This is a genomic window from Pseudomonas svalbardensis, from assembly GCF_030053115.1.
Lineage (GTDB): Bacteria > Pseudomonadota > Gammaproteobacteria > Pseudomonadales > Pseudomonadaceae > Aquipseudomonas > Aquipseudomonas svalbardensis.
Genome location: NZ_CP125619.1, coordinates 4722880 through 4748373 on the forward strand (window position 1 = coordinate 4722880; position 25494 = coordinate 4748373).

General features: G+C 60.1%; 23 protein-coding genes. 12 read left to right on the forward strand and 11 right to left on the reverse strand.

What is annotated here, in order from left to right; all coding sequences use genetic code 11:
* The first annotated feature begins 64 nt into the window (after positions 1-64).
* The 4 genes from QFX16_RS21820 to QFX16_RS21835 all read left to right on the forward strand — a co-directional run bounded on the left by QFX16_RS21820 (position 65) and on the right by QFX16_RS21835 (position 4748).
* Positions 65-2818, forward strand: coding sequence for a response regulator (locus QFX16_RS21820; RefSeq protein ID WP_283181306.1), 2754 nt, complete (start codon positions 65-67; stop codon positions 2816-2818).
* A 21-nt stretch (positions 2819-2839) separates the two neighbouring features.
* Positions 2840-3832 (forward strand): 2-hydroxyacid dehydrogenase, encoded by a 993-nt coding sequence (locus tag QFX16_RS21825; protein ID WP_283181307.1) that lies wholly within the window; start codon positions 2840-2842, stop codon positions 3830-3832.
* A 77-nt stretch (positions 3833-3909) separates the two neighbouring features.
* Complete coding sequence (locus QFX16_RS21830) at positions 3910-4344, forward strand: hypothetical protein (protein WP_008147995.1); 435 nt, start codon at positions 3910-3912, stop codon at positions 4342-4344.
* The gene (locus QFX16_RS21835; RefSeq protein ID WP_283181308.1) at positions 4344-4748 is read left to right on the forward strand and encodes an META domain-containing protein; all 405 of its coding nucleotides are present in this window, start codon (positions 4344-4346) and stop codon (positions 4746-4748) included. Before QFX16_RS21830 ends, QFX16_RS21835 begins: the two co-directional genes overlap by 1 nt.
* Before the next feature lie 224 nt (positions 4749-4972).
* On the opposite strand, the gene QFX16_RS21840 is transcribed toward QFX16_RS21835, so the two are convergent.
* Complete coding sequence (locus QFX16_RS21840) at positions 4973-5440, reverse strand: TlpA disulfide reductase family protein (protein ID WP_283181309.1); 468 nt, start codon at positions 5438-5440, stop codon at positions 4973-4975.
* Between the two features lie 114 nt (positions 5441-5554).
* Between QFX16_RS21840 and arsC the strand changes: the two genes are divergently transcribed.
* Genes arsC through QFX16_RS21855 form a run of 3 tightly spaced genes read left to right on the forward strand, consistent with a single transcriptional unit; the run spans position 5555 to position 6928 of the window.
* Positions 5555-5908 carry an arsenate reductase (glutaredoxin) gene (gene arsC, locus QFX16_RS21845; RefSeq protein WP_283181310.1) on the forward strand — a complete coding sequence of 118 codons (354 nt, stop codon included), beginning with the start codon at positions 5555-5557 and terminating at the stop codon, positions 5906-5908.
* Positions 5905-6501: an NAD(P)H:quinone oxidoreductase gene (gene wrbA, locus QFX16_RS21850; RefSeq protein ID WP_046046494.1), complete on the forward strand. Its 597-nt coding sequence runs from the start codon at positions 5905-5907 to the stop codon at positions 6499-6501. Before arsC ends, wrbA begins: the two co-directional genes overlap by 4 nt.
* A gap of 1 nt (position 6502) precedes the next feature.
* Positions 6503-6928: a DUF2069 domain-containing protein gene (locus QFX16_RS21855; protein ID WP_283181311.1), complete on the forward strand. Its 426-nt coding sequence runs from the start codon at positions 6503-6505 to the stop codon at positions 6926-6928.
* A gap of 101 nt (positions 6929-7029) precedes the next feature.
* On the opposite strand, the gene QFX16_RS21860 is transcribed toward QFX16_RS21855, so the two are convergent.
* Together QFX16_RS21860 and ttcA are read right to left on the reverse strand one after the other, a co-directional pair.
* Positions 7030-7704 carry a DNA-3-methyladenine glycosylase I gene (locus QFX16_RS21860; protein WP_283181312.1) on the reverse strand — a complete coding sequence of 225 codons (675 nt, stop codon included), beginning with the start codon at positions 7702-7704 and terminating at the stop codon, positions 7030-7032.
* Between the two features lie 126 nt (positions 7705-7830).
* Positions 7831-8655, reverse strand: a complete 825-nt coding sequence (gene ttcA / locus QFX16_RS21865) for a tRNA 2-thiocytidine(32) synthetase TtcA (protein WP_283181313.1) — start codon at positions 8653-8655, stop codon at positions 7831-7833.
* A 280-nt stretch (positions 8656-8935) separates the two neighbouring features.
* On the opposite strand from ttcA, the gene QFX16_RS21870 reads away from it, so the two are divergent.
* The gene (locus QFX16_RS21870; RefSeq protein ID WP_008147981.1) at positions 8936-9538 is read left to right on the forward strand and encodes a Yip1 family protein; all 603 of its coding nucleotides are present in this window, start codon (positions 8936-8938) and stop codon (positions 9536-9538) included.
* Between the two features lie 158 nt (positions 9539-9696).
* Positions 9697-10191, forward strand: a complete 495-nt coding sequence (locus QFX16_RS21875) for a SprT family zinc-dependent metalloprotease (protein WP_283181314.1) — start codon at positions 9697-9699, stop codon at positions 10189-10191.
* A 44-nt stretch (positions 10192-10235) separates the two neighbouring features.
* On the opposite strand, the gene QFX16_RS21880 is transcribed toward QFX16_RS21875, so the two are convergent.
* Positions 10236-11417, reverse strand: coding sequence for a CaiB/BaiF CoA transferase family protein (locus QFX16_RS21880; RefSeq protein ID WP_283181315.1), 1182 nt, complete (start codon positions 11415-11417; stop codon positions 10236-10238).
* Positions 11418-11563: 146 nt separating this feature from the next.
* The gene (locus QFX16_RS21885; RefSeq protein ID WP_283181316.1) at positions 11564-12898 is read right to left on the reverse strand and encodes a dicarboxylate/amino acid:cation symporter; all 1335 of its coding nucleotides are present in this window, start codon (positions 12896-12898) and stop codon (positions 11564-11566) included.
* Positions 12899-13238: 340 nt separating this feature from the next.
* On the opposite strand from QFX16_RS21885, the gene QFX16_RS21890 reads away from it, so the two are divergent.
* Complete coding sequence (locus tag QFX16_RS21890) at positions 13239-14246, forward strand: AraC family transcriptional regulator (protein WP_283181317.1); 1008 nt, start codon at positions 13239-13241, stop codon at positions 14244-14246.
* A gap of 228 nt (positions 14247-14474) precedes the next feature.
* Here QFX16_RS21890 and QFX16_RS21895 read toward each other — a convergent pair whose 3' ends face one another.
* The 4 genes from QFX16_RS21895 to QFX16_RS21910 form a co-directional block, all read right to left on the reverse strand.
* Positions 14475-14837, reverse strand: coding sequence for a DUF6124 family protein (locus tag QFX16_RS21895; protein WP_283181318.1), 363 nt, complete (start codon positions 14835-14837; stop codon positions 14475-14477).
* A 481-nt stretch (positions 14838-15318) separates the two neighbouring features.
* Positions 15319-16665 (reverse strand): ATP-binding protein, encoded by a 1347-nt coding sequence (locus QFX16_RS21900; protein WP_283181319.1) that lies wholly within the window; start codon positions 16663-16665, stop codon positions 15319-15321.
* The gene (locus QFX16_RS21905; protein WP_283181320.1) at positions 16662-17339 is read right to left on the reverse strand and encodes a response regulator; all 678 of its coding nucleotides are present in this window, start codon (positions 17337-17339) and stop codon (positions 16662-16664) included. Before QFX16_RS21905 ends, QFX16_RS21900 begins: the two co-directional genes overlap by 4 nt.
* 234 nt (positions 17340-17573) lie before the next feature.
* The gene (locus tag QFX16_RS21910; protein ID WP_283181321.1) at positions 17574-18176 is read right to left on the reverse strand and encodes a hypothetical protein; all 603 of its coding nucleotides are present in this window, start codon (positions 18174-18176) and stop codon (positions 17574-17576) included.
* A gap of 227 nt (positions 18177-18403) precedes the next feature.
* Between QFX16_RS21910 and QFX16_RS21915 the strand changes: the two genes are divergently transcribed.
* A complete protein-coding gene (locus QFX16_RS21915) occupies positions 18404-19129 on the forward strand; it encodes a 4'-phosphopantetheinyl transferase family protein (protein ID WP_283181322.1) in 726 nt (241 codons plus the stop codon).
* Between the two features lie 173 nt (positions 19130-19302).
* Here QFX16_RS21915 and QFX16_RS21920 read toward each other — a convergent pair whose 3' ends face one another.
* Both QFX16_RS21920 and QFX16_RS21925 read right to left on the reverse strand, forming a co-directional pair.
* The gene (locus QFX16_RS21920) at positions 19303-20913 is read right to left on the reverse strand and encodes an ATP-binding protein (protein WP_283181323.1); all 1611 of its coding nucleotides are present in this window, start codon (positions 20911-20913) and stop codon (positions 19303-19305) included.
* Positions 20910-21623, reverse strand: coding sequence for a response regulator (locus QFX16_RS21925; RefSeq protein WP_046046510.1), 714 nt, complete (start codon positions 21621-21623; stop codon positions 20910-20912). Before QFX16_RS21925 ends, QFX16_RS21920 begins: the two co-directional genes overlap by 4 nt.
* 739 nt (positions 21624-22362) lie before the next feature.
* On the opposite strand from QFX16_RS21925, the gene QFX16_RS21930 reads away from it, so the two are divergent.
* A complete protein-coding gene (locus QFX16_RS21930; protein ID WP_283181324.1) occupies positions 22363-25257 on the forward strand; it encodes a ribonucleoside-diphosphate reductase subunit alpha in 2895 nt (964 codons plus the stop codon).
* Positions 25258-25494 lie beyond the last annotated feature (237 nt).

Here is a 25494-nt window from a genome sequence, read left to right on the forward strand (position 1 = left end):
TGCGCAGGTGGCGCGTGCTGGACGTACGTGCAGGTCATTAAATCGCTGGATGCAGGAGAGATGCGTGCTCAAGAAACTGGGAATTAAAGGCCGCGTGCTATTGCTGACCCTGTTGCCGACCAGCCTGATGGCCTTGGTTCTGGGCGGCTATTTCACCTGGATGCAGCAATCCGACCTGCAAACCCAGCTCATGCAGCGTGGCGAGATGATCGCCGAACAACTGGCGCCCTTGGTGGCCCCGGCCATGGGCCACAAGAACACCGAGCTGCTGGAACGCATTGCCACCCAATCCCTCGAACAACCGGACGTGCGCGCCGTAACGTTCCTCGCGCCCGACCGCTCCCTGTTGGCCCATGCCGGCCCGACCATGCTCAATCAGGCCCCGATCGGCAACAGTTCGCAGATGCTGCGCCGCAGCGGTAATGACGCGACGCGTTACTTGCTGCCGGTGTTCGGCAAGCACCGCAATCTGGCCGGTGACTTGATTCCCGACGAAGCCGACCGCCTGTTGGGCTGGGTCGAACTTGAACTGTCCCACAACGGCATGCTGCTGCGCGGTTATCGCAGCTTGTTCGCCAGCCTGCTGCTGATCGGCGCAGGCCTGGCCGGTGCGGCGTTGCTGGCGTTGCGCATGGGTCGGAGCATCAATCGGCCGCTGAGTCAGATCAAGCAAGCGGTGGCGCAACTCAAGGACGGTCATCTGGAAACCCGTCTGCCGCCCCTTGGCAGCCAGGAGCTGGACACGCTGGCGTCCGGCATTAACCGTATGGCCGGCACCCTGCAGAACGCGCAGGAGGAATTGCAACACAGCATCGACCAGGCCACCGAAGACGTGCGCCAGAACCTGGAAACCATCGAAATCCAGAACATCGAACTGGACCTGGCGCGCAAGGAAGCCCTTGAAGCCAGCCGGATCAAATCCGAGTTCCTGGCCAACATGAGCCATGAAATCCGCACGCCGCTCAACGGCATTCTCGGCTTCACGCATCTGCTGCAAAAAAGCGAGCTGACCCCGCGCCAGCTCGACTATCTGGGCACCATCGAAAAGTCCGCCGACAGCCTGCTGGGGATCATCAACGAGATTCTCGACTTCTCGAAAATCGAGGCCGGCAAACTGGTGCTCGACAATATTCCGTTCAACTTGCGCGACCTGCTCCAGGACACGTTGACCATCCTCGCTCCGGCCGCCCACGCCAAGCAGCTGGAGCTGGTGAGCCTGGTTTATCGCGATACGCCGCTGTCGCTGGTGGGTGACCCGCTGCGGCTCAAGCAGATCCTCACCAACCTGGTCAGCAATGCGATCAAGTTCACCCGCGAAGGCACCATCGTCGCCCGGGCCATGCTCGAGGAAGAGCACGAAGACAGCGTGCAACTGCGCATCAGCATTCAGGACACCGGCATCGGGCTGTCGAACCAGGACGTGCGCGCCTTGTTCCAGGCTTTCAGCCAGGCTGACAATTCGCTGTCCCGGCAACCGGGCGGCACCGGTCTGGGGCTGGTGATTTCCAAACGACTAATCGAACAGATGGGTGGCGAGATCGGTGTCGACAGTACCCCCGGCGAAGGCTCGGAATTCTGGATCAGCCTGAGCCTGCCCAAAACCCGCGACGATGCCGAAGACCTGCCCGGTCCGCCGTTGCTCGGACGTCGGGTGGCAGTGCTGGAAAACCACGAACTGGCCCGTCAGGCATTGCAGCATCAACTGGAAGACTGTGGCCTCGAAGTCACCCCGTTCAATACATTGGAAAGCCTGACCAATGGCGTGACCGGCGCGCATCAGACCGATCAGGCGATCGACCTGGCGGTGCTCGGCATCACCAGCAACGACATGCCACCAGAGCGCCTCAACCAGCACATCTGGGACCTAGAACACCTGGGCTGCAAGGTGCTGGTGTTGTGCCCGACCACCGAACAGACGCTGTTCCACCTCTCGGTGCCCAATCCGCACAGCCAGCTCCAGGCCAAACCGGCCTGCACCCGCAAGCTGCGGCGGGCCTTGTCCGACCTGGTCAATCCGCGTCAGCAACGCAGCGAACCCGGCGAACCGGTGTCCAGCCGTGCGCCAAAAGTGCTTTGCGTCGACGACAACCCGGCCAACCTGCTGCTGGTGCAAACCCTGCTCGAAGACATGGGCGCCAAAGTCCTCGCGGTGGAAAGCGGTTACGCGGCGGTCAAGGCGGTGCAGACCGAAACCTTCGACCTGGTGCTGATGGACGTTCAGATGCCCGGCATGGATGGGCGGCAAAGCACTGAAGCGATTCGCCAGTGGGAAAGTGAACGGCATTGCACGCCGCTGCCGATCGTTGCCCTCACCGCTCACGCCATGGCCAACGAAAAGCGCGCGCTGCTGCAAAGCGGCATGGACGACTACCTGACCAAACCGATCAGCGAACGGCAACTGGCCCAAGTGGTTCTGAAGTGGACTGGCCTGGCGCTGCGCAATCATGGGCCGGAGCGCTCCAGCGAAAGCCACGGTGGCAGTCATGAGTTGCAGGTGCTCGATCACGAAGAAGGTTTGCGCCTGGCCGCTGGCAAGGCTGATCTGGCGGCGGACATGCTGGCAATGCTGCTGGCATCTCTGGAAGCCGACCGCGAGGCGATTCGCTTCGCCCGGGAAACCAACGACCAGAACGCCCTGATCGAGCGCGTCCATCGCCTGCACGGCGCGACCCGTTATTGCGGTGTCCCGCAACTGCGCGCCGCCTGCCAGCGCAGCGAAACCCTGCTCAAGCAACAGGACTCGAAAGCCCCCAGCGCACTGGAAGACCTCGACCGGGCCATCAATCGCCTGGCCGCCCATGCCCGTATAAATGCCTGATGTACATTCCAGGAGGACCGCATGCGCACGATTCTTTTCAGCAACCAGACCTACGACCGCGACAGTTTTCTCAGTGCCGAGCTACCGGCCGGCATTGAACTGCACTTTCAATCGGCGCGACTGAGCCTTGATACGGTGGCGCTGGCGGAGCATCACGAGGTGGTCTGTGCCTTCATTAATGATGACCTCAGCGCGCCGGTGCTCGAACGCCTGGCCGCGGGCGGCACGCGCCTGATCGCCCTGCGCTCGGCCGGTTACAACCATGTCGATCTGGCAGTGGCAAAGCGTCTGGGGCTGGCGATTGCGCGCGTCCCGGCCTACTCGCCCCACGCGGTGGCGGAACATGCGGTGGCGCTGATCCTGGCGCTCAACCGACGCCTGCACCGGGCTTACAACCGTACGCGCGAAGGGGATTTCAGCCTGCACGGGCTGACCGGCTTCGACCTGGTGGGCAAGACCGTCGGCGTGGTCGGCACCGGGCAGATCGGCGCGACCTTCGCGAAAATCATGAACGGCTTTGGCTGCCAATTGCTGGCGTATGACCCCTTCCCCAACCCGCAAGTCGAAGCCCTCGGCGCCCGTTACCTGAGCCTGCCGCAACTGCTGGCCGAGTCGCAGATCATCAGCCTGCACTGCCCGCTCAACGAACAAAGCAAACACTTGATCAATCGCGAGTCACTGTCGCACATGCAAGCGGGTGCGATGCTGATCAACACCGGCCGCGGTGGTCTGGTGGACACACCGGCGCTGATCGACGCGTTAAAGGACGGTCAACTGGGTTATCTGGGGCTGGATGTTTATGAAGAGGAGGCACAGCTGTTCTTCGAGGACCGTTCCGACCTGCCGCTGCAGGACGATGTGCTGGCGCGGCTGCTGACCTTTCCGAACGTGATCATCACCGCTCACCAGGCCTTCCTGACCCGCGAAGCCCTGGGCGCGATTGCCGCGACCACCTTGCTGAACATCGCCGCCTGGGCGGCGGGCGCGCCTGCGAATCTGGTAAAGGGTGACTGAACCAGATCGAAGGTCATACGCCCGCGCCATGCTGCGCTGATGTCCGTGCTAGCATGCCGCGCATATTTGGAGGACCCATGGTCGAACACGATTTCCGCTATAGCCTGATGAACCCGCAACACACCCTCACCGAATGCCGCGCCCTTGTGCCGGGGCGTTATCAAGTCACCGGCAACGGCGGCTCGATTCGTAACAACGACGTGCTGGTAGTGACCCTCAAAGGCGCCAAGGACTTGTCCATGCGCCTGACCGTCGAAACGGTTCGCCACTTGATCAATCCGCCAGGCCAATGGGTCGCGGTGGCCAGTGGTCCGGTGTTCGGCGAACTGGCGATCCACACCTGGAAAGTCAACTGCGACAGCTGCGCCAAAGAGCTGAACTTCGAGTTCGCGGTCGACGCCAAGCTGGGCAACAAGGCTGAAAAGCCTGCTGCCACTGCACGGATTGCCGAGCTGGGCTGGACCACGGTCGGCGAGAAGCACCTGTGCCCGAAATGCCAGGAGCCCGCGTGATGAAACGCTTCGCTCTGACCGCTATGGTTGGCGCCAGCCTGCTGGGCTGCGCCGCCGAGCCGGTGCAATTGCAACAGAACCGCAGCTACATTCTGGAGTGGATCGGCGAACGTCCGTTGATGGACTACAGCCACCTGACCGTCACCCTCGGTGAAGACGGTCGAGCCTACGGCAACGGCGGCTGCAACCACTGGTTCGCGCCGTACACCCTGGAAGACGACAAGCTGAGCTTCGGCAAGGTTGGCAGCACCCGCAAACTGTGTGCGCCGGCGTTGATGGAGCAGGAAAAGCGTTTCCTCCAGGCGTTGGAAAACGTTCAGCGTTGGGACGTCTCGCCGATGGCGCAGATGCGTTTCTGGCCGGCGCAAGGGAAGCCGTTGCGTTGGTGGCTTGAAGAGGGTTGAGCAGTTAGATCGCCAGCCCTCACCCTAACCCTCTCCCAGAGGTAGAGGGGACTGATCGAGTTGGCTTTCAAATATTCTGCGACCGGGAAAATCGAGTCGAACTCAGGTACTGAAAAGCCCCGATCGGCCCCCTTTCCCCCTCTCCCCCTCTCCCCATTGGGGAGAGGGCTGGGGTGAGGGATGGTTCTAAAGCCCAACACAGAATTCAGATCCCCTCCCCACCTTCAATTCTTCGCCTGCAACGCCTCCAGCTTAGCCATCACCCCCGCCGCCGTCTGCTCACCCATCAGCTGCTCCCTTACCTTGCCTTTGTTATCGATGATGTAGGTCACCGGCAACGCCTCACTGCGCGGCAATTCAAAAAGCTCAGCCGGATCCGCGGCCAGCACGGTGAACTTGATGCCCAGTTTCTCGCTGGCGCTTTTCAGCTCTTCACCCTGCACATTGTCGAAGTTGACCCCGAACACACCAATCTTCTTGTCCTTGAGCTGATCGGCCAAGGTGTTCAATTCCGGGATCTCGGTCCGGCAAGGCCCGCACCATTCAGCCCAGTAATTGAGCACCAGCCATTGTTTGTCCAGACGTTCGGCGGCAACTTTCTGGCCGCTCTGGTCGATGCCATAGTCGTTACCACAGCCCCCCAGCAATAACGTACCGATGATCGCCAATGCCGCTGCCAGTCGCCTAGTCATGTCGTATTCCTTGTTCAAAATTGAATGCGCCTGCGACCCATCGCCTCCCAAGGTTCTGGATTACGCGCTGCACAGTTAGAATAGCCGTCACCTTACGCAAGATGCGAACCGCACATGACCGATCTGACGCTTTATCACAACCCGCGCTGCTCGAAATCCCGCGGTGCGCTCGAACTGCTCGAAGCCCGTGGCCTGACCCCGACGGTGGTCCGCTACCTGGACACCCCGCTGGACGCTGCGCAAATCCAGAGCCTGCTGACCAAGCTCCGCATCAGCGCCCGGCAACTGCTGCGCACCGGTGAGGACGAATACAAAACCCTCAACCTGGCCGACAACAGCCTCAGCGAGGCGCAATTGATCGCCGCCATCGCCGCCAACCCGAAACTCATGGAGCGACCGATTCTCGAAGTCGGCGACAAAGCCATCATCGGCCGTCCGCCGGAGAATGTGCTGGAGTTGCTGCCGTGAGTGCGCCGTACATTCTGGTCCTGTATTACAGCCGCAGCGGCTCGACCAATGAAATGGCCCGGCAGATCGCCCGGGGTGTCGAGCAGTCCGGGATGGAAGCGCGCCTGCGCACGGTGCCGCCGATTTCCACCGAGTGCGAAGCCGTGTCGCCGGACATCCCGGACGAAGGCGCGCTGTACGCCAGCCTCGACGATTTGAAGAACTGCGCGGGCCTGGCCATGGGCAGCCCGACCCGGTTCGGCAACATGGCGGCGCCGCTCAAGTACTTCCTCGACGGCACCAGCAACCTTTGGCTGACCGGTGCGCTGGTGGGCAAACCGGCTGGCGTTTTCACCTCCACCGCGAGCCTGCACGGCGGCCAGGAAACCACGCTGCTGTCGATGATGTTGCCGTTGCTGCACCACGGCATGCTGATCACCGGCCTGCCGTACAGCGAATCTGCCTTGCTGGAAACCCGTGGTGGCGGCACGCCTTACGGCGCCAGCCATCACGCCGGGGCCGATGGCAAAAGCGGCTTGAATGAACATGAAGTCGCGCTGTGTCGGGCCTTGGGCCTGCGCTTGGCGAAGACTGCACAGAAACTGGGGAACTGACGTGGCCAAAAAGCCGAAAATTTTGCCCTCCATCGAATGGCTCGAACCGCGGGTTCGGGCGATGCGCGTCATCAGCCTGCTGTGCTACTTCGGTTTGGTGGGTTTGCTGTGCGCCTACTACCTGGTGGTCGCCGACCTGCACGGCGCACGGCCGTGGGTGATTCTGCTGATCGAACTGGTGCCGCTGCTGTTGCTGGCGCCGGGGATGATTATCGGCAGCGCGCGCGGGCATTCATGGATGTGTTTTGTGGTGAACCTGTATTTCATCAAGGGCGCACTGGCGGCATATGACCCGAACCGGCAGCTGTTTGGTTTGCTGGAAATGGGCGCGAGCCTGGCGGTGTTCTGCTCGGCGCTGTTGTATGTGCGGTGGCGGTTTCAGTTGAACCGCAAGCTTGCAGGCGAAGGCGAGATTAGCGCCAATTGATACACCGCTTTCGTCGGAACGCCGCCCGGAGCCGGCTCGCTCCCACAAGGCAGCGTGAACCCTGTGGGAGCGAGCCTGCTCGCGAAGGGATCGACTCGGTCTCAATGATTGACGGTGTAGGCGAGCATCATCGATATCTGGCTCATCGGCCGCCCACCACTTTCTTCATGCCACTGGTTGAACACGCCCTGCACCGTGGCCAGATCCCGCAGACTGGTCGGCACCTTGTCGACGATCTTCTGCGCATTCAACGCCGCGACCACGTCGTAGCTCGGCACAAACGTATCCTTGCCCACCATCCGCAAGAACCGCGGTGCCGACAACCCGCCCAATTGATGACCGCGCTTTTTCAGGTAGGTCCACAACCCAACGATATCCGTGACCGGCCAATCGGCGATCAACGCGCCGAAGCTGCCCTTCTCATGCGCCACATCCAGAATGAACTGCGCGTTGCGCGGCACGCTCTTGAGTTTTCCCAGGTGACGAATGATCCGCGCGTCCTGCATCAAACGCTCAAGGTGTTCGGCGCTCATCAGCACGACTTTTTCCGGGTCAAACCTGAAGAACACCTCTTCGAACGTCGGCCATTTGGCGTCCACCAAACTGTGCTTGAGCCCGGCGCGGAAGACGCGCAGCGCCATGGTCGAGAGGTAGCGGTCGTCGCTGATCTTGCGCAATTGCGCCGGGGTTTTCGGAATGGGCAGATGGGCTTCCAGTTCAGCTGCCGAACCGAAGCGGTTCAGACAGTATTCGTGCAGCCACTTGTAATCGCGCATGCCCTCTCCTGAGGTAATCGAAAAACCTGTGGGAGCGGGCTTGCTCGCGAAGAGGGAGTGTCAGTCGACAACTTAGTTGCCTGAAACACCGCCTTCGCGAGCAAGCCCGCTCCCACACAATTTGTGTCAGAGGTTTACTACGTTGACGAACCGCGACGCGGCGGTTTCATCGATACGCAGGTTGGTGAAGTCGAACAGGTTGCGGTCCGCCAGCTGCGACGGGATCACGTTCTGCAAGCTGCGAAAAATGCTTTCGGTGCGGCCTGGCGTCTTGCGTTCCCATTCCTGAAGCATGTCCTTGACCACCTGGCGTTGCAGGTTTTCCTGGGAACCGCAGAGGTTGCACGGGATGATCGGGAATTGCTTGAAGTCCGAGTAGGCCTGAATGTCTTTTTCGTTGCAGTAGGCCAGCGGACGGATCACCACGTTGCGGCCATCGTCGGCGCGCAGCTTCGGCGGCATGGCTTTGAGCGAACCGTTGAAGAACATGTTCAGGAAAAAGGTCTCGACGATATCGTCGCGGTGATGACCGAGGGCCATCTTGGTCGCGCCGATTTCGTCGGCGAAGGTGTAGAGCGTGCCGCGACGCAGGCGTGAGCACAGCGAACAGGTGGTCTTGCCTTCCGGGATCAACTCCTTGACCACCGAATAGGTGTCTTTCTCGACGATGTGGTACTCGATGCCCAGTTCTTTGAGGTAGGCCGGCAGCACATGCTCAGGAAAACCCGGCTGCTTCTGGTCCATGTTCACGGCCACGATCTCGAACTTGATCGGGGCGACCTTCTGCAAGTGCAACAGCACGTCGAGCATGGTGTAGCTGTCCTTGCCACCGGACAGGCAGACCATGACCTTGTCGCCGTCTTCAATCATGTTGAAATCGGCAACAGCCTCACCGGCCTGGCGGCGAAGGCGCTTTTGCAGTTTGTTCTGGTTGACCGTAAGAGTGCCCATGACGCGAAATCCGTGAGGTGTGACGAAAGGCCGGCATTTTACGCAAAAACGCGTCGTCGGCGAAGAGTCCACAAGGGATTGGGTTGATGACAGACCCTACGGCGATTAACAGGACCGTTTACAGCGCAATTTGCTCTAAAGCCCTGCAACCTGCACCGTTAAGACCTTTCTATACTGCGACATAAGGTCGCACACATATCCAGACCTTTCCTTACTCGGCCACTTTGGCCCGTAGGCGCTCCACTGGGGGGCGACGGTAAATACAAGAGGAGTGACTGGCATGATCCATCACGTAGTGGGGCTCTTCACCCACCCTGACCAAGAATGGAAAGAGATCCGTGGCGACCAGGAGGAAAGCATCAGCCACATGTATCTCACTCATACCCTGATTCTGGCGGCGATCCCCGCGGTGTCGGCGTTTATTGGCACCACTCAGGTCGGCTGGGTCATTGGCAGTCGCGCACCGGTGATGCTGACGGTGGAAAGCGCGATATGGATGACGGTCATGTCGTACCTGGCGATGCTCGGCGGTGTGGCGGTAATGGGCGCGTTCATCCACTGGATGGCTCGTACCTATGACGCCAACCCGAGCCTGGCACGCTGCGTTGCCTTTGCGACCTACACCGCGACACCGCTGTTTATCGGCGGTCTGGCGGCGCTGTACCCACACATGTGGCTTGGGATGATCGTCGGCACCGCGGCCATCTGCTACACGGTGTACCTGCTGTATGTGGGGCTACCCACTTTTATGAACATTCCATCAGACGAGGGATTTCTGTTTTCAAGTTCGGTGCTTGCGGTAGGCCTGGTGGTGCTGGTGGCCATCATGGCGTTCACTGTAATTGTCTGGGGACTCGGCGTGGGGCCGGTCTACACCAATTAGCAACACATCACCCAAAAACAAGATCTGCCAACACAGGCCGCCGCAAGGCGGCCTTCTAATGCTCAAGGATGGAAAACGGTGACGACCATTCGGCGCCTCGGCGATTCGCAAGTCCCGAGGGTTGCGGCATACTCGACGCCTCTGGAGATCCATCAAGCATGCCCGAGCAACTCAATACCCGCGTCGAAGACTGTTACCAACTAGCCGAATCCTTTTTCAAACGACCTTTCAAACGCCCCGTGGTGAGCCTCAAGCTGCGCGGGCAAAAAGCCGGTGTCGCGCATTTGCACGAGAACCTGCTGCGCTTCAATCCTCAGTTGTACCGGGAAAACAGCGAAGACTTCCTCAAACAAACCGTGGCCCACGAGGTTGCGCACCTGATCGCCCATCAACTGTTCGGCGACCGCATCCAGCCCCATGGCGAAGAATGGCAACTGATCATGCGCGGCGTGTACGAGCTGCCGCCCAATCGATGCCACACCTACGACGTCAAACGCCGCAGCGTGACCCGCTACATCTACAAATGCCCGTGTGCGGACAGTGACTTTCCGTTTTCCGCCCAGCGCCATGGTTTGGTGCGGCAAGGGCGGCGTTATTTGTGTCGGCGGTGCCGGAGCACGTTGGTGTTTAGTGGGGAGATGCGGGTCGAATAGCGGGATTTGTGGTGTGCGTTCCGACGATGGCGTCTAACCAGGCGCTACAAAATCACCTTGATGCGCCGCAGTTCTTCGATCCGCTCAGCGCTATACCCCAACTCCCCCAACACCTGATCCGTATGCTGCCCTATGGCCGCGCCGATATGCCGCGGCTCAGGCAACCCTTGCGAAAACTTCAACGGACACGCCATCTGCGCCTGGGTCGTCCCGTCACCACGCGGCACTTCGGTCACCAGCGCCCGCGCCTTCAACTGCGGATGCCGCACCGCTTCGCCCAGGCTCAACACCGGCTCGACACACGCATCCAACGTGGCAAACAGTGCGCACAACTCGGCGAAATCGTGGGTCTCGAACTCAATCCTCAGCGCGTTCTTCAGCGCCTTTTGCAAGGCCGGTTCCGGCGACAACCCCAAGGTTTCCAGCGCCTCCAGCCCCAGTGCCGCACACAGTTGTTTCATGAACGCGGGCTCCAGACTGCCCACCGAGAACCAGCGCCCATCGCGGGAACGGTAATAGTCGTAGAAACTGCCACCGTTGAGCATCTGATCCTCCCTTCCCGGCTCCACGCCACAGGCCAGATACCCGGCGCCGGCCATGGCGTTCAGGCTGAACACACAGTCGGTCATGCTCACATCCAGATGCTGCCCCTGCCCGGTTTGTTGCCGGGCGATGACCGCCGCCAGCAGCCCGATCACACCGTGCAACGAGCCACCGGCAATATCCGCCACTTGCATGCCCAACGGCAGCGGCCCGCTGTCGGCGCGGCCGGTGTAGCTCGCCAGCCCCGCCAGCGCCAGGTAGTTGATGTCGTGGCCGGCGCGGTCCTTGTAGGGGCCGGTCTGGCCGTAACCGGTGATCGACACGTAGATCAGTTTCGGATTGATCGCCTTCAAGGCTTCATAACCCAGGCCCAATCGTTCCATCACGCCGGGGCGGAACTGCTCCAGCACGATGTCGTAGTCCTGCAGCAACTGCTTGATCACCTCCAGCGCCTGAGGCTGCTTGAGGTCCAGCGCCAGGCTGCGCTTGTTGCGATTGAGGTAAGCGTGACTGGCGGAGACGCCCTGATCGTGAGGCGGCAAGACCCGCAGCAGGTCCATGCGCGTTGGCGATTCGATGCGCAACACCTCGGCGCCCATGTCAGCCAGCAACAACGAGGCGAACGGCCCCGGCAGCAGTGTCGAGAAATCCAGAACCTTGAGTGATGCCAGTGGACCGAGCATGGGAGTTCTCCGTAAACGATGCCTCCAGACTAGGCAGCCAACGCCCTTGCAGCAATCACCTTATGCGTCAGATGCGCTGACCGTTGCGCTCAAATCGCAAGCATGAAAAAACCCGCCGAAGCGGGTTTCTCATGCTGCCAGAGTACTTACTTGACGCTGGACGGGGTTGGGCCTTCAGCCACGCCCAGGTCGTCTACTTCACGCTCGTCGGAGATACCGCGACCGCCGGAAGCCAGCTCGACTTGCAGCTTGTCTTCGTCCAGCTCTTTCACCCACTTGGCCACGACCAGGGTCGCAACAGCATTACCAACAAGGTTGGTCAGCGCACGGGCTTCGGACATGAAGCGGTCGATACCGAGGATCAGCGCCAGGCCGGCCACCGGCAGAGTACCCACGGCCGACAGAGTGGCTGCCAGCACGATGAAACCACTACCGGTCACACCTGCCGCACCTTTGGAGGACAACAGCAGCACCAGCAGCAAGGTGATCTGGTGAGTGAGGTCCATCGGCGTATCAGTCGCCTGAGCGATAAACACAGCCGCCATGGTCAGGTAGATCGAAGTACCGTCGAGGTTGAACGAGTAGCCAGTCGGGATCACCAGACCCACTACCGATTTATCCGCACCCAGGCGTTCCATCTTGATCAGCATGCGTGGCAGCGCGGATTCCGAAGAGGAAGTGCCCAGCACGATCAGCAGTTCTTCACGGATGTAGCGGATCAGCTTGAGTACGCTGAAACCGTGCGCGCGGCAGATGGCGCCCAGTACCAGAACCACAAACAGGATGCAGGTGATGTAGAAGCAGATCATCAGCTGACCGAGTTGCACCAGCGAACCGACACCGTAGGCACCGATGGTGAAGGCCATCGCACCGAACGCGCCGACTGGAGCGAGCTTCATGATCATGTTGATGATGTTGAACATCACGTGAGCAAAGCGATCGATGAAGTCCAGCACCGGTTTGCCGTAGGCACCCAGGCGATGCAGGGCGAAGCCGAAGATCACCGAGAACATCAGCACTTGCAGGATGTCGCCGTTGGCGAAGGCGCCGACGATGGTGTTCGGGATCACGTTGAGGACAAAAGCGATGATGCTCTGGTCTTTACCGGCCGAGATGAAGCCAGCGATTTTGCTGGTATCCAGAGTGGTTACGTCGATGTGCATGCCGGCGCCCGGTTGCACGACGTTGACCACGACCAGACCGATCAGCAAGGCAATGGTGGAAACGATTTCGAAGTACAGCAGCGCATAGCCGCCGGTCTTGCCGACCGATTTCATGTTCTGCATGCCGGCGATACCACTGACGACGGTACAGAAGATGATCGGCGCGATGACCATTTTGATCAGTTTGATGAACCCGTCACCCAGCGGCTTGAGGGCTACACCGGTCTGCGGGTAGAAGTGACCGAGCAGGATGCCGATAGCGATGGCAACGATCACCTGGAAGTACAGGGATTTATACAGTGGCTGACGAGTCGTCATTGCAAAGTTCCTCAAGAGTGCCTCAGTAACAACATCCATCTGTTGTCCCTGACACCTCAATTGCGAACCCTCCTGCACTGGAGGGATTTGTTTTGTCGAGCTGCACGATGGCAGACCTCTGCGGCTTGTATCGCAAGCCCCGTGCCACCTTCGAAAAAAAGCCTGCCAGCCTTGTGACATCAAGGGTTACAGGTTTTTTTGAGTCACTCACCCGCTACAACGATGTGGCGGATTTCCGCCCACCCGCCAAACCTCGTCCTGCAATTTGGCGGATATCCGCCTTGTTCATCCTCGACGGGCACCGCTACCATCCATTGCTCAGTGGACGGACCTGCCCTCTATGCGCGAACGCACCATCGCCAGCCATTTCGCCCGCGCCGCCCTCGGTGGCGCGCGTCGGCGTGGCTACGACTATTCAAGTCTGTTGCAGCAACTGGGGATCAGCCCCGAGTTGCTTGAGGAGCCGCGCGCCCGAATCGCACCCGAGCAGTTCGCTCGATTGATCCAGGGGCTGTGGCTGGTCCTGGACGACGAATACCTGGGCTTCGGACAGGCGCCGAGCAAACCCGGCAGCTTCGCGATGATGTGCCATGCGGTGATCCACTGCCGCAATCTGGAGAAAGCACTCCACCGCGGCCTATTGTTTTACAGCTTATTCCCCGACAGCCCGCGTCTGACCCTGACCCGCGAAGACGACATGATCCGCCTCAGCCTCGACGATTCGCAGTTCCGCGACCCGGACCACTTCCTCATCGAGAGCCAGCTGATGGTGTGGCATCGACTCGGCAGCTGGCTGATCGGCCAGCGCATTCGGCTGGAACAGGCGACATTCAGCTACCCGAAACCCGAGCACGGCGCCGAATACGATTTGCTGTTCCCCTGCCCGATGGAGTTTTCCACCGAGCAGAGCAGCCTGCTGTTTCACAGTCGCTACCTGAACATGCCGCTGTTGCAGGACGAACGGACACTCAAACATTTCCTCGAACGCTCCCCCGCCGACCTGTTGTCGCGCCCGGATGATGGCGACAGTTTGAGCAGCCAGTTGCGCCGATTGCTCAGCCGCGACAGTTCACACTGGCCAGATCTGGAATCGGTGGCCGCACACCTGCACATCAGTCCGCAAACCTTGCGTCGGCATTTGCGGGAGGAAGGGTCGAGTTTTCAGGAGTTGAAGGATCAGCTGCGGCGGGACATTGCGATTTATCACCTGGGGCGTGCGGACCTGTCGTTGCAACAGATTGCCGAGCAACTGGGGTTTTCAGAGCCTTCGGCGTTTCACCGGGCGTTCAAGAAGTGGACCGGGTTGACGCCGGGGGCTTATCGGGCGCAGGAGCAGCCCTCACCCTAACCCTCTCCCGGAGGGAGAGGGGACTGACCGAGTTGTTTTAAGAAATTCTGCGACCTGAAAGACCCCGTTGATTATGGATTCGATGCAGGACTTTCAGGTCGCAGGATAGGCTGGACATCCCCCGATCAGTTCCCTCTCCCTCCGGGAGAGGGTTAGGGTGAGGGCTGGATCTCAAACCAGGCGACTCTTGTCAGGCACCACACTTACCCACTCACCACCAGACCTTCGCTAGTCTTGCGGATCGATATTATCCAGCGCCCGATTCACCGCCAGCTCGCCCAGCATGATGATCTGCGCAATCCCCAACTGCGAATTGCGACTCGGCCCCTCCATATGATCCGCCAGATCCATGGTCATGACATTGGCCGAGGCCAACGACTCACACGCGTGGGCCAGCAGGGTTTCGGTATCGAGTTCCGGGTTGACGATGAACATGGTGCCGGGTGTGCGCGGGGTGGCTTTGATGTGGACGGCCGGGTTGAGGTAATGATCGAGGGCGCGGTCGGCGGCTTCGTTGAGTTTTTTGGAATCGGGGGTTTCGTGCGGGGAAACGTCGTCGGCTTCTGGCGGATTTGGGGTGATCTTGAACATCTGAAGCTCCTAGAGTGATGGAGCCGCTACGCATCGCTGCTAAACGAAAAAGGGGTGGCGGCCGTACGCGGGTTAGCAGACCAGGACTCTAGAACCCGGCGCACCGAAGTGCCCCACGCAAAGCCGCCATAACATCAACGGCGGACGCTGTACGTCTAGAGATGACCCGAGCTGCTAAACCCGATCGCTGATGGTCAGCGACAGGGAAACGATAGAGCCCCAGACCCAAGGCGCACAAGCCGGCGGATTCTGGCGTAGTCGTAGGCAGCGGCGCAAGGATGTGTAGCCTGGGAGAGTATCTGGAAGTGTCGTTTAAACAGTGCTTGTTTAGCGGTCTGACATGAGCCTTGTGGTGGCTGAACCTGCCTCATCGCGAGCAGGCTCGCTCCCACAGGGATTGGCTGTGAATAGGGTATTTGTGAACGCCACAAATCCAACGTGGGGGCGAGCCTGCTCGCGATGAGGCCAGCCCAGCCAATCACTAAACCACCGAAAAATGAATCCGAAACGCCGCCCCGCCCATCGGCGAATCCCCCAGCGTCAGCTTCGCGTTGTAGCTTTCAATAATGTCCTTCACCACCGCGAGCCCAATCCCCTGTCCCGGATGCTGCCGATCCAGCCGCTCTCCCCGCTGCAGAATCCGCGCTCGCTGATCCGGTGGCACGCCCGGCCCGTCATCCTCAACACACAATTCAATCCCGCCAAGGCTTTCGCGCACGCTAATGCGTACTTCACCGAGGCACAGGCGATAGGCGTTTTCCAGCAGGTTGCCCATCATTTCCAGCAAGGCGCCCTGTTCGATCGGCACGTAACACTGCTCCGGCAGATCGAAGACCACCCGCACGCGTTTGTCGCGGTAGACCTTGTCCAGGGTGTCGCAGAGGCTTTGCAGCACCGGCCGCAGACGCACTTGATGGCGCACCAGACCGCTTTTGCGCAGGCTGGCGCGTTGCAGTTGATAGCTGATCTGTTGGCTCATGCGTTCGATCTGGGTTTGCAGCACCCAGGCCTGATCACGATCGGCCGGGCGCTGGGCCATGTCTTCGCTGACGCCTTGCAGCACGGTCAAAGGCGTTTTCAGGCTGTGGGCCAGGTCATCGAGGGAGTCGCGATAGCGGCTGCGTTGTTCGCGCTCGCTGTGCAGCAAGCGGTTGAGGGAGCCGGTTAAGCGAAGCAGTTCGCGCGGGTGTTGTTCGCTGAGGCTTTCGCGGGTGCCGCTTTCGATTTCGTCCAGTTCCTGACTGAGCCGGCGCAATGCCTGCAAGCCCCAGGTCAGGCCGATCCACAGCAGTCCAAGCAACACCAGCAAGGCGGCACCGAATCCGAGGTAGAGGTTTTCCCGCAAGCCTTCGAGGGTGGCTTCGTACTCACGCACCGGTTGCAGCGCGACGATGCTGAACGCCGCGCTCTTGCCGCCGAGCAGTTTGACCTCGACGTCATAGACGAAGAATTCCTGGCCGTTGGCTTCGCTGATCCTCGCGAACTCGTTACCGCGTCCGTCGTAACGCGGTTTGTAGTTGATGTGCTCTTCCTGGGTGCCCTTCGAGCGCCAGACCAGATGCCCTTCGCGGTCATAGATGTAGCCGAGCAAACGGCCGTCAGTCAGGTTGAAACGCTCATCGGGCAACTGCGCCGGCATCTGCAAGCGGTTGTTCTCCACCCGGGCGGCGGAGATCAGCGTGGTGACGTCTGACGCCAGGCGCTGTTCGATCGAGTCCTGCAACGCCAGGCTGAACGCGCCCTGCATCGCCGGTAGCAACGCCAGCATGAACAACACCGCCAGGATCGTGGCAGCGAGCATCAAACGGACGCGAAGGGAACGAATCAAGTGCAGCGCTCATTGAACAGGTAGCCGAGGCCACGCACGGTATCGATCGGTTTGAAGCCGGCCGGGCCTTCAAGTTTGCGGCGCAGACGGCCGACCAGCACTTCGATCACGTTCGGATCGCGCTCGTCGTCGTCCGGGTAGAGTTGTTCCATCAAGCGGTCCTTGGCCACCACTTGCTGGTGATGTCGCATCAGGTACTCAAGAATCCGGTACTCGTACGCCGTCAGCGCCAGCGGTTGTTCATCGAGGGACGCCTGTTTGCGATTGAGGTCCAGCAGCAACGGCCCGGCGACGATGGTCGATTGGGTGAAACCGCTGGAGCGGCGCAACAACGCGTTCAGCCGGGCATCAAGTTCTTCGAACTGGAACGGCTTGACCACGTAATCGTCGCCGCCGGCGGCGAGGCCTTCGACCTTGTCCTGCCAGTTGCCGCGAGCGGTGAGGATCAGGATCGGGAAAGTCTTGCCGCGCGAGCGCAGTTGACGAATCAGGTCGAGCCCGCCCATGCCCGGCAGGCCGAGGTCGATCACCGCAAGGTCATGGTTGTACTGCTCGGTCTGGTACAGCGCCTCTTCGGCATTGGCCACGGACTCGACCACATGGCCGCTGTCCGTCAGGCGGGTTTGCAGGTGATGGCGCAACAGCGCTTCATCTTCGACGACCAGCAGTTTCATAACGCTCTCCTACGCAAATCGTTATCTCCAGCAGCACCGTTTCGAACCGCGATGCCTGACAGGGCGACGCCCGTCAGTCAAGCGAGATCCCTGTGGGAGCGAGCCTGCTCGCGAAAGCGGTGTTTCAGGCAACGATGATGTCGACTGATACTCCGTCTTCGCCGGCAAGCCGGTCTCGCTCCCACAGGTTTTTTTTGCTTACCTGACGGGCATTGCCACTTGCCCGCGACCAGTTTAGAAAGCGTAGTTCGCCGACAGGTAGGTCTGGGCGCTGCTGGTCAGGTCCAGCGAACCCTGTTTGCTGCCACCGCGTTCGCTCATCTCGGTGCTGGCGTTGCTGCGCAGATAACGGTAACCCAGTTCCACCGAGGTGTTTTGCGAAACCTGTTGCAGGACACCCACCTGGCCGCCGATGGCGTAACCGATGTCGCTGTCGCGGCTGAAGCCTGGGGAATCCTGAGTCATTTTGGTCAAACCGGCCGTGGCGCCGCCGAACAATTTGGTACTGCCGCCCACCGGGTAGAACAGATCGTAACTGCCCAAGAGGTTTTCCTGACGCAACTTAATGCCATTGTGCGAGCCCGACACGTTGTCGTAAGTGGCGTAGTAGCGGCCCTGGCTGTTTTGCTGGCCCAGACGCACACCCCAGGTGTTGTCCTTGCCGATCACGCCATCGGCGTTCGGGCTGTTGAGGTTGTCGTTGAGGGCGTGGGACTTTTTGACCTTGTCGCTGGTCTGTCCAAAAGTAAGGCTGGCGAAATTGTCGTCGGAAGCGAAAGCCGCGGTACTCGCGCTCAGGACGGTGAAAGCCAGAAGCAGTTTTTTGAAACCAGTCATAGGGGAGTTCCTTATGCGCTATGTGCTATTTGGGTACGGGGCAAGGTTACTCACCCGGCCCTGAACTCCCCCTGAACGCACTCTGAACCTGAGCTGAATCACTGGGCGGACATGCAGGCGTTCTTCAAAAAAATCTTTGCCTGACACAGTGATCGTTCCCACGGTCCCTGTGGGAACGATCACTGTGGGGCTACCCAGCCTGAGAGCAACCCGGCAAAATGCCCCACATGAATCGCGCACCCGCCCTACCCGTCTGCTGCACTCCACTCGATGCCCATTGGCCGCTGCCGTTTGCGCTGCCCGATACGGTGCTGTTGAGCACTCACTTCGATACCTCGCAACTGGCCAGCGATGATTTCCAGCGCAGCGCCATCGAGCCGCCGCCCACCATCCAGCGTTCGGTCGCCAAGCGTCAGGCTGAGTTCCTCGCCGGGCGAGTTTGCGCTCGGGCGGCGTTGCAACAGTTGGAAGGGCTGAACTTTATCCCGGCCATCGGCGAGGACCGGGCTCCGGTGTGGCCGACGCACATCACGGGCTCGATCACCCACAGCACCGGCCGGGCCTCGGCGATTGTCGCGAAGAAAACCCACTGGCGCGGCTTGGGGATGGACCTGGAAAACCTGCTCAACCCTGAACGGGCCGAGCGACTGGCCGGGGAAATCCTCACCCCGCCCGAGTTGCAACGCATGACCGCTGGCCCTTGCGATCAGTTGGCGATGCTGGTGACCCTGACGTTTTCGGTGAAGGAAAGCCTGTTCAAAGCGCTGTATCCGATCGTTCAGCAGCGCTTTTATTTTGAACATGCCGAAGTTCTGGAGTGGGCCGAGAGCGGTGAAGTGCGGCTGCGGTTGCTGACAGATCTGTCCAGCGAGTGGCGCAATGGCACTGAGCTGGATGCGCAGTTCGGGGTGGTGGATGGGCAGTTGTTGAGTCTGGTCAGCATCAAGGCCTGAGAACGCGATCCTGTAGCAGCCGGCGAAGCCTGCGTTCGGCTCGGGCCGCGATCGGACGCAGCAGTCGTAAATGCATGCGCACGCGGTTTATCTGAAGCACCGAGTTGTATGTTTAACGACTGCTGCGCAGCCGAACGCAGGCTTCGCCAGCTGCTACAGGTCCTGCGCCAATCTCAACGCTTCTCCTGATTCCTCGGCCAGCTCAGGCTAAAACACGCCCCGCCCAGGCTTTTGCTCTTGCTGATCAACGCCCGGCCATCATGCCAATGGATGATTCGCCGCACGATGGACAACCCCAACCCATGCCCACCGGAGGCGCGGGTGCGACTGTCATCGAGGCGCAGGAATGGTGTAAAAATCTTCTCCCAGGCCGTTTCCGGCACGCCCGGCCCGTCATCCTCGACATCCACTCGACAGCGCTGCTGCCCGACCTGATAGCTGACGGTCACCCGTGATTGAGCGTGGCGCATGGCGTTGCTCACCAGGTTCTGCAACGCCCGGTGCAGGTAACGCGGCTCGGCCTCGACCCACGCGTCGTCGTTGTCAGCGGCAGACAGACACAAACCGCGCTGCACCGTGACCTCGGCGCGTAACGGCGCCAGTTCTTCGATCACCTGATTGACCAACGCATCCAGATCGATCCGCTGAAAATTCAGCGCCGGTGAACCCTGCTCCAGTCGTGCGTAGGTGAGCATCTCGTCCACCAGGCGATCGAGATCCTCGATGTCGTGGTCCATGCCTTCACAGTATTTTTCCAACGCCTGCGGCGTGGTGGCCGAGCCGATCATTTCCAGACCAAAACGCAACCGCGCCACGGGTGTACGCAGCTCATGAGACACGGCGCGCACCAGCTCACGCTGAATCGCCAACAGTTGCTGCAAGTGCTCGGCCATGCCGTTGAACGCCGAAGCCAGCCGTCCCACCGAATCCGCGCCGCGTGCCGGCACGCGGGTTTCCAGGCTGCCCTTGGCGATGCGCGTGGCGGCCGCTTCAAGGCCACGCAAACGGCGCTCAAGTTGCCGCACCAGCAGATAGACGATCAAACCGATCAGGCTCAAACCAAGGGCGGCGATCAGCACCAGCCACTCCGGCGGATAAGGATTCATCTGATACAACGGGCCAATTTCAAGCACCCACGGTGTACCGACCATGCCGGCAAACACCCGGATCGAATCGCCGCCCTTGCCCAGCGCCATCACGGTGTCGCCCTCGGACACCCGGCGACGCTGGTCCTCGTCCATGTCCGCCTGTTCGATCGTCACCAGCCTCAAGTCGAAACCAAACCCTTTGTCACGCTTCAACTGCGCCAGGCGCTCGGGTTGCTCGGCCACCGGGTAACGCACCAGTTCATCGGCCAGCAGGTAAATAGTCGCCCGGGCCAGTTGCTCGCTGATCTGCTGGACTTCGCCAGTCAGCACCAACTGCTCCTTGTCGCTGACCAACCGGTAAACCTTCGCCGCATGCGGGCCGGTCTGTTCCACCAGCGCCTGACCGCGCAGCACGCGGGTGCGCTGGGTGAGGTCGAGGTCGGTCTGGGCAAAGGTCTTCAGTGCCAACGGAATCCCGAGCAAACGCTCCCACACCAGCAAGGCACGGTGGCGCTCGGTCTCGTTCATCGGGTTCAGGTTGTCGGCCATCAGCGAGAACGTGCCGTGGGCCAGGCGTTCGCGGTATTGCTCGCCGCGCACCTGGTTAAGCAGGTGCAAGGCCAGCACGCCGAGTACCGCCACCAGAATCAGCGCCGCGCACATGCCGCCATAGATGCGCAGGAAGATAGAGTTCACAGCGTGCAGGCTTCCGGAACGAACAGATAACCTTTGCTGCGGATGGTCTTGATCAGCCGCGGATGCTCCGGGTCATCGCCGATTTTGGGGCGAATGCGCGAGATGCGCACGTCGATGGAACGGTCCTGGCCGTCATAACCAATACCGCGCAGCGCGGTGAAAATCTCTTCCCGGGACAGGATGCGCCCGGCGTTGGCCACCAGTAGCCAGAGCAGGTCGAACTCGGCGCTGGTCAACTCGATGCCGTTGTCGTTCAGCCAGGCTTCGCGCAATGCGTTGTCGACCACCAACGGACCGAACTGCAGGCGCCGTTGTTTTTCCGGCGCCACTTCAGGCGTTTCACTGCGTCGCAACAAGGCCTGGATACGCGCCAGCAGCAGACGTGGGCGAACCGGTTTGCACACGTAGTCGTCAGCACCCAGGTCCAGGCCAAGAATCTGATCGGTGTCGTCGGTGCGGGCGGTGAGCATCAGGATCGGGCCGTCATACTTGTCGCGGACCTTGCGGCAGATGCTCAGGCCATCTTCGCCCGGCAACATCAGGTCGAGGATCACCAGGTCCGGTTTCTCCTTGATGATCCGTGCCGCGGCCAAGGCGCCGTTGCCCTCGATCGATACGCGCAGACCATTGGCTTCCAGGTAGTCGCGGGTCAGTTCGGCCAGACGCTGGTCGTCCTCGACAATCAATACCTGCCAGGCTTCTTGCTCCACGATGACCTCTGCTTGCCAACAACACTTAATAAGGAAGGATCCGCCCGTCTTTTTGTAATGATTGGGGAGGATAAGAATGCGTACGCACTGGCCGATTGTATAAACGCCGCTCGCCAAGAACACAAGCCGGTAAATGCGTTCGGACAACGCGGCTTTTTGTGATAGGGTTCGCGCCCTTAAAAATCCAAATGACCGTTTTCAATCATTGAAAATCAGTGAAAAACGGTCCGCTCCAGCTAGGTCGCGGCCTACACGCTCGTTCTACGTTTCACACACAATTTACGCACAGGTTTATCCACAGGTAGTACGTTGCAACACCCTCCAAAACGCATTATCTTGTACCTCGTCGCGAAAAAAACCCTACATGTAGGGTTTTACGCCAAAAACCAAACACAAACCGGACACCGATTTCAAGCGCTTTTATTGCCTCTTTCCGGTTGAACCAAACGTATTTTTGAAAGACCAAACCGCGCGTGCGGATGGCTACTGTTTTTGAGCCGAAAACGGCGTTAACGGTACGGGTGTTGCAGTCAATTACTGTCACCCAAAAGGATCCCGGTTTCAGGTTCAAGGCCTGGGACCAAAGACTTCGGCATGGAAGCGGCGCCCCAATTGCCCCTTCCTGATCTGTCCCGAAGTTGGTATGCCCGGCCCCTCGCCGGTTGTAGTGCTTCAGGACGGAACGGTGGGCACCGTGATGGTGCCCAAACAAACATAGAGAATGTGGAGACAACCCCCCATGCAAACCGACACAACTCGCGAGAACCCGCAGGGCGCCTTGCCGCAGGCCGCAGATTCGACTTCGGATCTGTCCGCCACCGCGCCTGGCCAACTGCGCGTGATCAAGCGTAACGGCACTGTCGTTCCTTACACCGATGACAAGATTACCGTCGCCATCACCAAAGCGTTTCTTGCAGTTGAGGGCGGCACCGCTGCCGCTTCGTCGCGAATCCACGACACCGTTGCCCGTCTGACCGAACAAGTCACCGCGACCTTCAAGCGTCGCATGCCATCGGGCGGCACGATCCACATCGAAGAAATCCAGGACCAGGTCGAACTGGCCCTGATGCGTGCCGGCGAGCAGAAAGTGGCGCGCGACTACGTGATCTACCGCGACGGTCGTTCGAAAGAACGCGCCGCCCACGCGCCGGCCGAGGAAGCGGTCAACGCTCACCCGTCGATCCGCATCACCCGCGCCGACGGCACCTTTGCGCCTCTGGACATGGGCCGCCTGAACACCATCGTCACCGAAGCGTGCGAAGGCCTTGCAGAAGTCGACGGCGACCTGATCCAGCGCGAAACCCTGAAAAACCTGTACGACGGCGTGGCACTGACCGACGTCAACACCGCGTTGGTGATGACCGCCCGTACCCTGGTCGAGCGTGAGCCGAACTACTCGTTCGTGACCGCTCGCCTGTTGATGGACACCCTGCGTGCCGAAGGCTTGAGCTTCCTGGAAGTTGCCGAAAGCGCGACCCACCACGAAATGGTCGACCTGTACGCCAAGGCGCTGCCTTCGTACATCGCCAAGGGTATCCAATTCGAATTGCTGAACCCGATCCTGGCCACTTTCGACCTGGAAAAACTCGGCAAGGCGATCAACCACGAGCGCGATCAGCAGTTCACGTACCTGGGCCTGCAAACCCTGTACGACCGTTACTTCATCCACAAGGACGGTATCCGCTTCGAACTGCCGCAAATCTTCTTCATGCGCGTGGCCATGGGCCTGGCGATCGAAGAGAAGCACAAAGAAGACCGCGCCATCGAGTTCTACAACCTGTTGTCGTCCTTCGACTACATGTCGTCGACCCCGACCCTGTTCAACGCCGGCACCCTGCGTCCACAGCTGTCGAGCTGCTACCTGACCACCGTGCCGGATGACCTGTCGGGCATCTACCACGCGATCCACGACAACGCCATGTTGTCGAAATTCGCAGGCGGCCTGGGCAACGACTGGACGCCGGTTCGCGCGCTCGGTTCGTACATCAAGGGCACCAACGGCAAATCCCAGGGCGTTGTTCCGTTCCTGAAAGTGGTGAACGACACTGCCGTTGCCGTTAACCAGGGTGGCAAGCGCAAAGGCGCTGTCTGTGCCTACCTGGAAACCTGGCACATGGACATTGAAGAGTTCATCGAGCTGCGCAAGAACACCGGTGATGATCGTCGTCGTACCCACGACATGAACACCGCCAACTGGATCCCTGACCTGTTCATGAAGCGCGTCTTCGATGACGGCCCGTGGACGCTGTTCTCGCCGTCCGAAGTTCCAGATCTGCACGACCTGACCGGCAAGGCCTTCGAAGAGCGTTACGAGTACTACGAAGCCCTGTCCCAGTACCCAGGCAAGATCAAGCTGTTCAAGACCATCCAGGCCAAAGACCTGTGGCGCAAAATGCTGTCCATGCTGTTTGAAACCGGCCACCCATGGCTGACCTTCAAAGACCCGTGCAACCTGCGCAGCCCGCAGCAGCACGTCGGCGTGGTTCACAGCTCGAACCTGTGCACCGAGATCACCTTGAACACCAACAAGGACGAGATCGCCGTTTGCAACTTGGGCTCGATCAACCTGCCGAACCACATCACCAACGGCAAGCTCGATACCGCCAAGCTGGAGCGCACCGTGAACACCGCCGTTCGCATGCTCGATAACGTTATCGACATCAACTACTACTCGGTGCCACAAGCGAAGAACTCCAACTTCAAGCACCGTCCGGTCGGTCTGGGCATCATGGGCTTCCAGGATGCTTTGTACCTGCAGCACATTCCTTACGGTTCCGATGCTGCCGTCGAGTTCGCCGACAAGTCGATGGAAGCGGTCAGCTACTACGCGATCCAGGCCTCCTGCGACCTGGCCGATGAGCGCGGTGCCTACGAGACGTTCCAGGGTTCGTTGTGGTCCAAAGGCATCCTGCCGCTGGATTCGCAACAGATCCTGATCGAGCAACGCGGCCAGAAGTACATCGACGTTGACCTGAACGAATCCCTGGACTGGGCACCGGTTCGTGCCCGTGTACAAAAAGGCATTCGTAACTCCAACATCATGGCCATCGCACCGACCGCGACCATCGCCAACATCACTGGCGTCTCGCAGTCGATCGAACCGACCTACCAGAACCTCTACGTGAAATCGAACCTGTCGGGCGAATTCACCGTGATCAACCCGTACCTGGTTCGCGACCTGAAGGCTCGCGGCCTGTGGGACTCGGTCATGATCAACGACCTGAAGTACTACGACGGTTCGGTGCAACAGATCGAGCGCATCCCGCAAGAACTCAAAGAGCTCTACGCGACCGCCTTCGAAGTGGACACCAAGTGGATCGTTGACGCGGCAAGCCGTCGTCAGAAGTGGATCGACCAGGCTCAATCGCTGAACCTGTACATCGCTGGCGCATCGGGCAAGAAGCTGGACGTGACCTACCGCATGGCCTGGTACCGTGGTCTGAAAACCACTTACTACCTCCGTGCCCTGGCCGCGACCAGCACCGAGAAGTCGACCATCAACACCGGCAAGCTGAACGCTGTTTCCAGCGGCGGCAACCACGGTGAAGATTCGGTCCTGGCAGCTCCAGCAGGTCCTGCTCCAGTGCCGAAGGCTTGCGCCATCGACGAGCCGGATTGCGAAGCTTGCCAATAAGCTGAGCCGGTAGGCGCCGCAAGGCGCTTACTCAAAACCCCCGACAGGCCTCTGGTTTGTCGGGGGTTTTCTTTTGCCTGCCTTTAAGGTCAAAAGATCGCTGCCTCGTTTCACTCGACAGCTCCTACATAAAACCGCGTTCACCTGTAGGAGCTGTCGAGTGAAACGAGGCAGCGATCTTTTGATCTTTATCCCGCCCACAAAAAAGCCCCTCGATTGAGGGCAATGCTGTTCACT

Excerpts from the sequence above, each read along its gene's own strand:
- QFX16_RS21905 (WP_283181320.1), bottom strand. The coding sequence starts at position 17,339 with ATGAAACTGCTGGTCGTCGAAGATGAAGCGCTGTTGCGCCATCACCTG.
- QFX16_RS21885 (WP_283181316.1), bottom strand. The coding sequence starts at position 12,898 with ATGACGACTCGTCAGCCACTGTATAAATCCCTGTACTTCCAGGTGATC.
- QFX16_RS21840 (WP_283181309.1), bottom strand. The coding sequence starts at position 5,440 with ATGACTAGGCGACTGGCAGCGGCATTGGCGATCATCGGTACGTTATTG.
- QFX16_RS21930 (WP_283181324.1), top strand. The coding sequence starts at position 22,363 with ATGCAAACCGACACAACTCGCGAGAACCCGCAGGGCGCCTTGCCGCAG.
- ttcA (WP_283181313.1), bottom strand. The coding sequence starts at position 8,655 with ATGGGCACTCTTACGGTCAACCAGAACAAACTGCAAAAGCGCCTTCGC.
- QFX16_RS21870 (WP_008147981.1), top strand. The coding sequence starts at position 8,936 with ATGATCCATCACGTAGTGGGGCTCTTCACCCACCCTGACCAAGAATGG.
- QFX16_RS21830 (WP_008147995.1), top strand. The coding sequence starts at position 3,910 with ATGGTCGAACACGATTTCCGCTATAGCCTGATGAACCCGCAACACACC.
- QFX16_RS21835 (WP_283181308.1), top strand. The coding sequence starts at position 4,344 with ATGAAACGCTTCGCTCTGACCGCTATGGTTGGCGCCAGCCTGCTGGGC.
- QFX16_RS21825 (WP_283181307.1), top strand. The coding sequence starts at position 2,840 with ATGCGCACGATTCTTTTCAGCAACCAGACCTACGACCGCGACAGTTTT.
- QFX16_RS21910 (WP_283181321.1), bottom strand. The coding sequence starts at position 18,176 with ATGACTGGTTTCAAAAAACTGCTTCTGGCTTTCACCGTCCTGAGCGCG.
- QFX16_RS21915 (WP_283181322.1), top strand. The coding sequence starts at position 18,404 with ATGAATCGCGCACCCGCCCTACCCGTCTGCTGCACTCCACTCGATGCC.
- QFX16_RS21895 (WP_283181318.1), bottom strand. The coding sequence starts at position 14,837 with ATGTTCAAGATCACCCCAAATCCGCCAGAAGCCGACGACGTTTCCCCG.
- QFX16_RS21890 (WP_283181317.1), top strand. The coding sequence starts at position 13,239 with ATGCGCGAACGCACCATCGCCAGCCATTTCGCCCGCGCCGCCCTCGGT.
- QFX16_RS21860 (WP_283181312.1), bottom strand. The coding sequence starts at position 7,704 with ATGCGCGATTACAAGTGGCTGCACGAATACTGTCTGAACCGCTTCGGT.
- arsC (WP_283181310.1), top strand. The coding sequence starts at position 5,555 with ATGACCGATCTGACGCTTTATCACAACCCGCGCTGCTCGAAATCCCGC.
- QFX16_RS21880 (WP_283181315.1), bottom strand. The coding sequence starts at position 11,417 with ATGCTCGGTCCACTGGCATCACTCAAGGTTCTGGATTTCTCGACACTG.
- QFX16_RS21875 (WP_283181314.1), top strand. The coding sequence starts at position 9,697 with ATGCCCGAGCAACTCAATACCCGCGTCGAAGACTGTTACCAACTAGCC.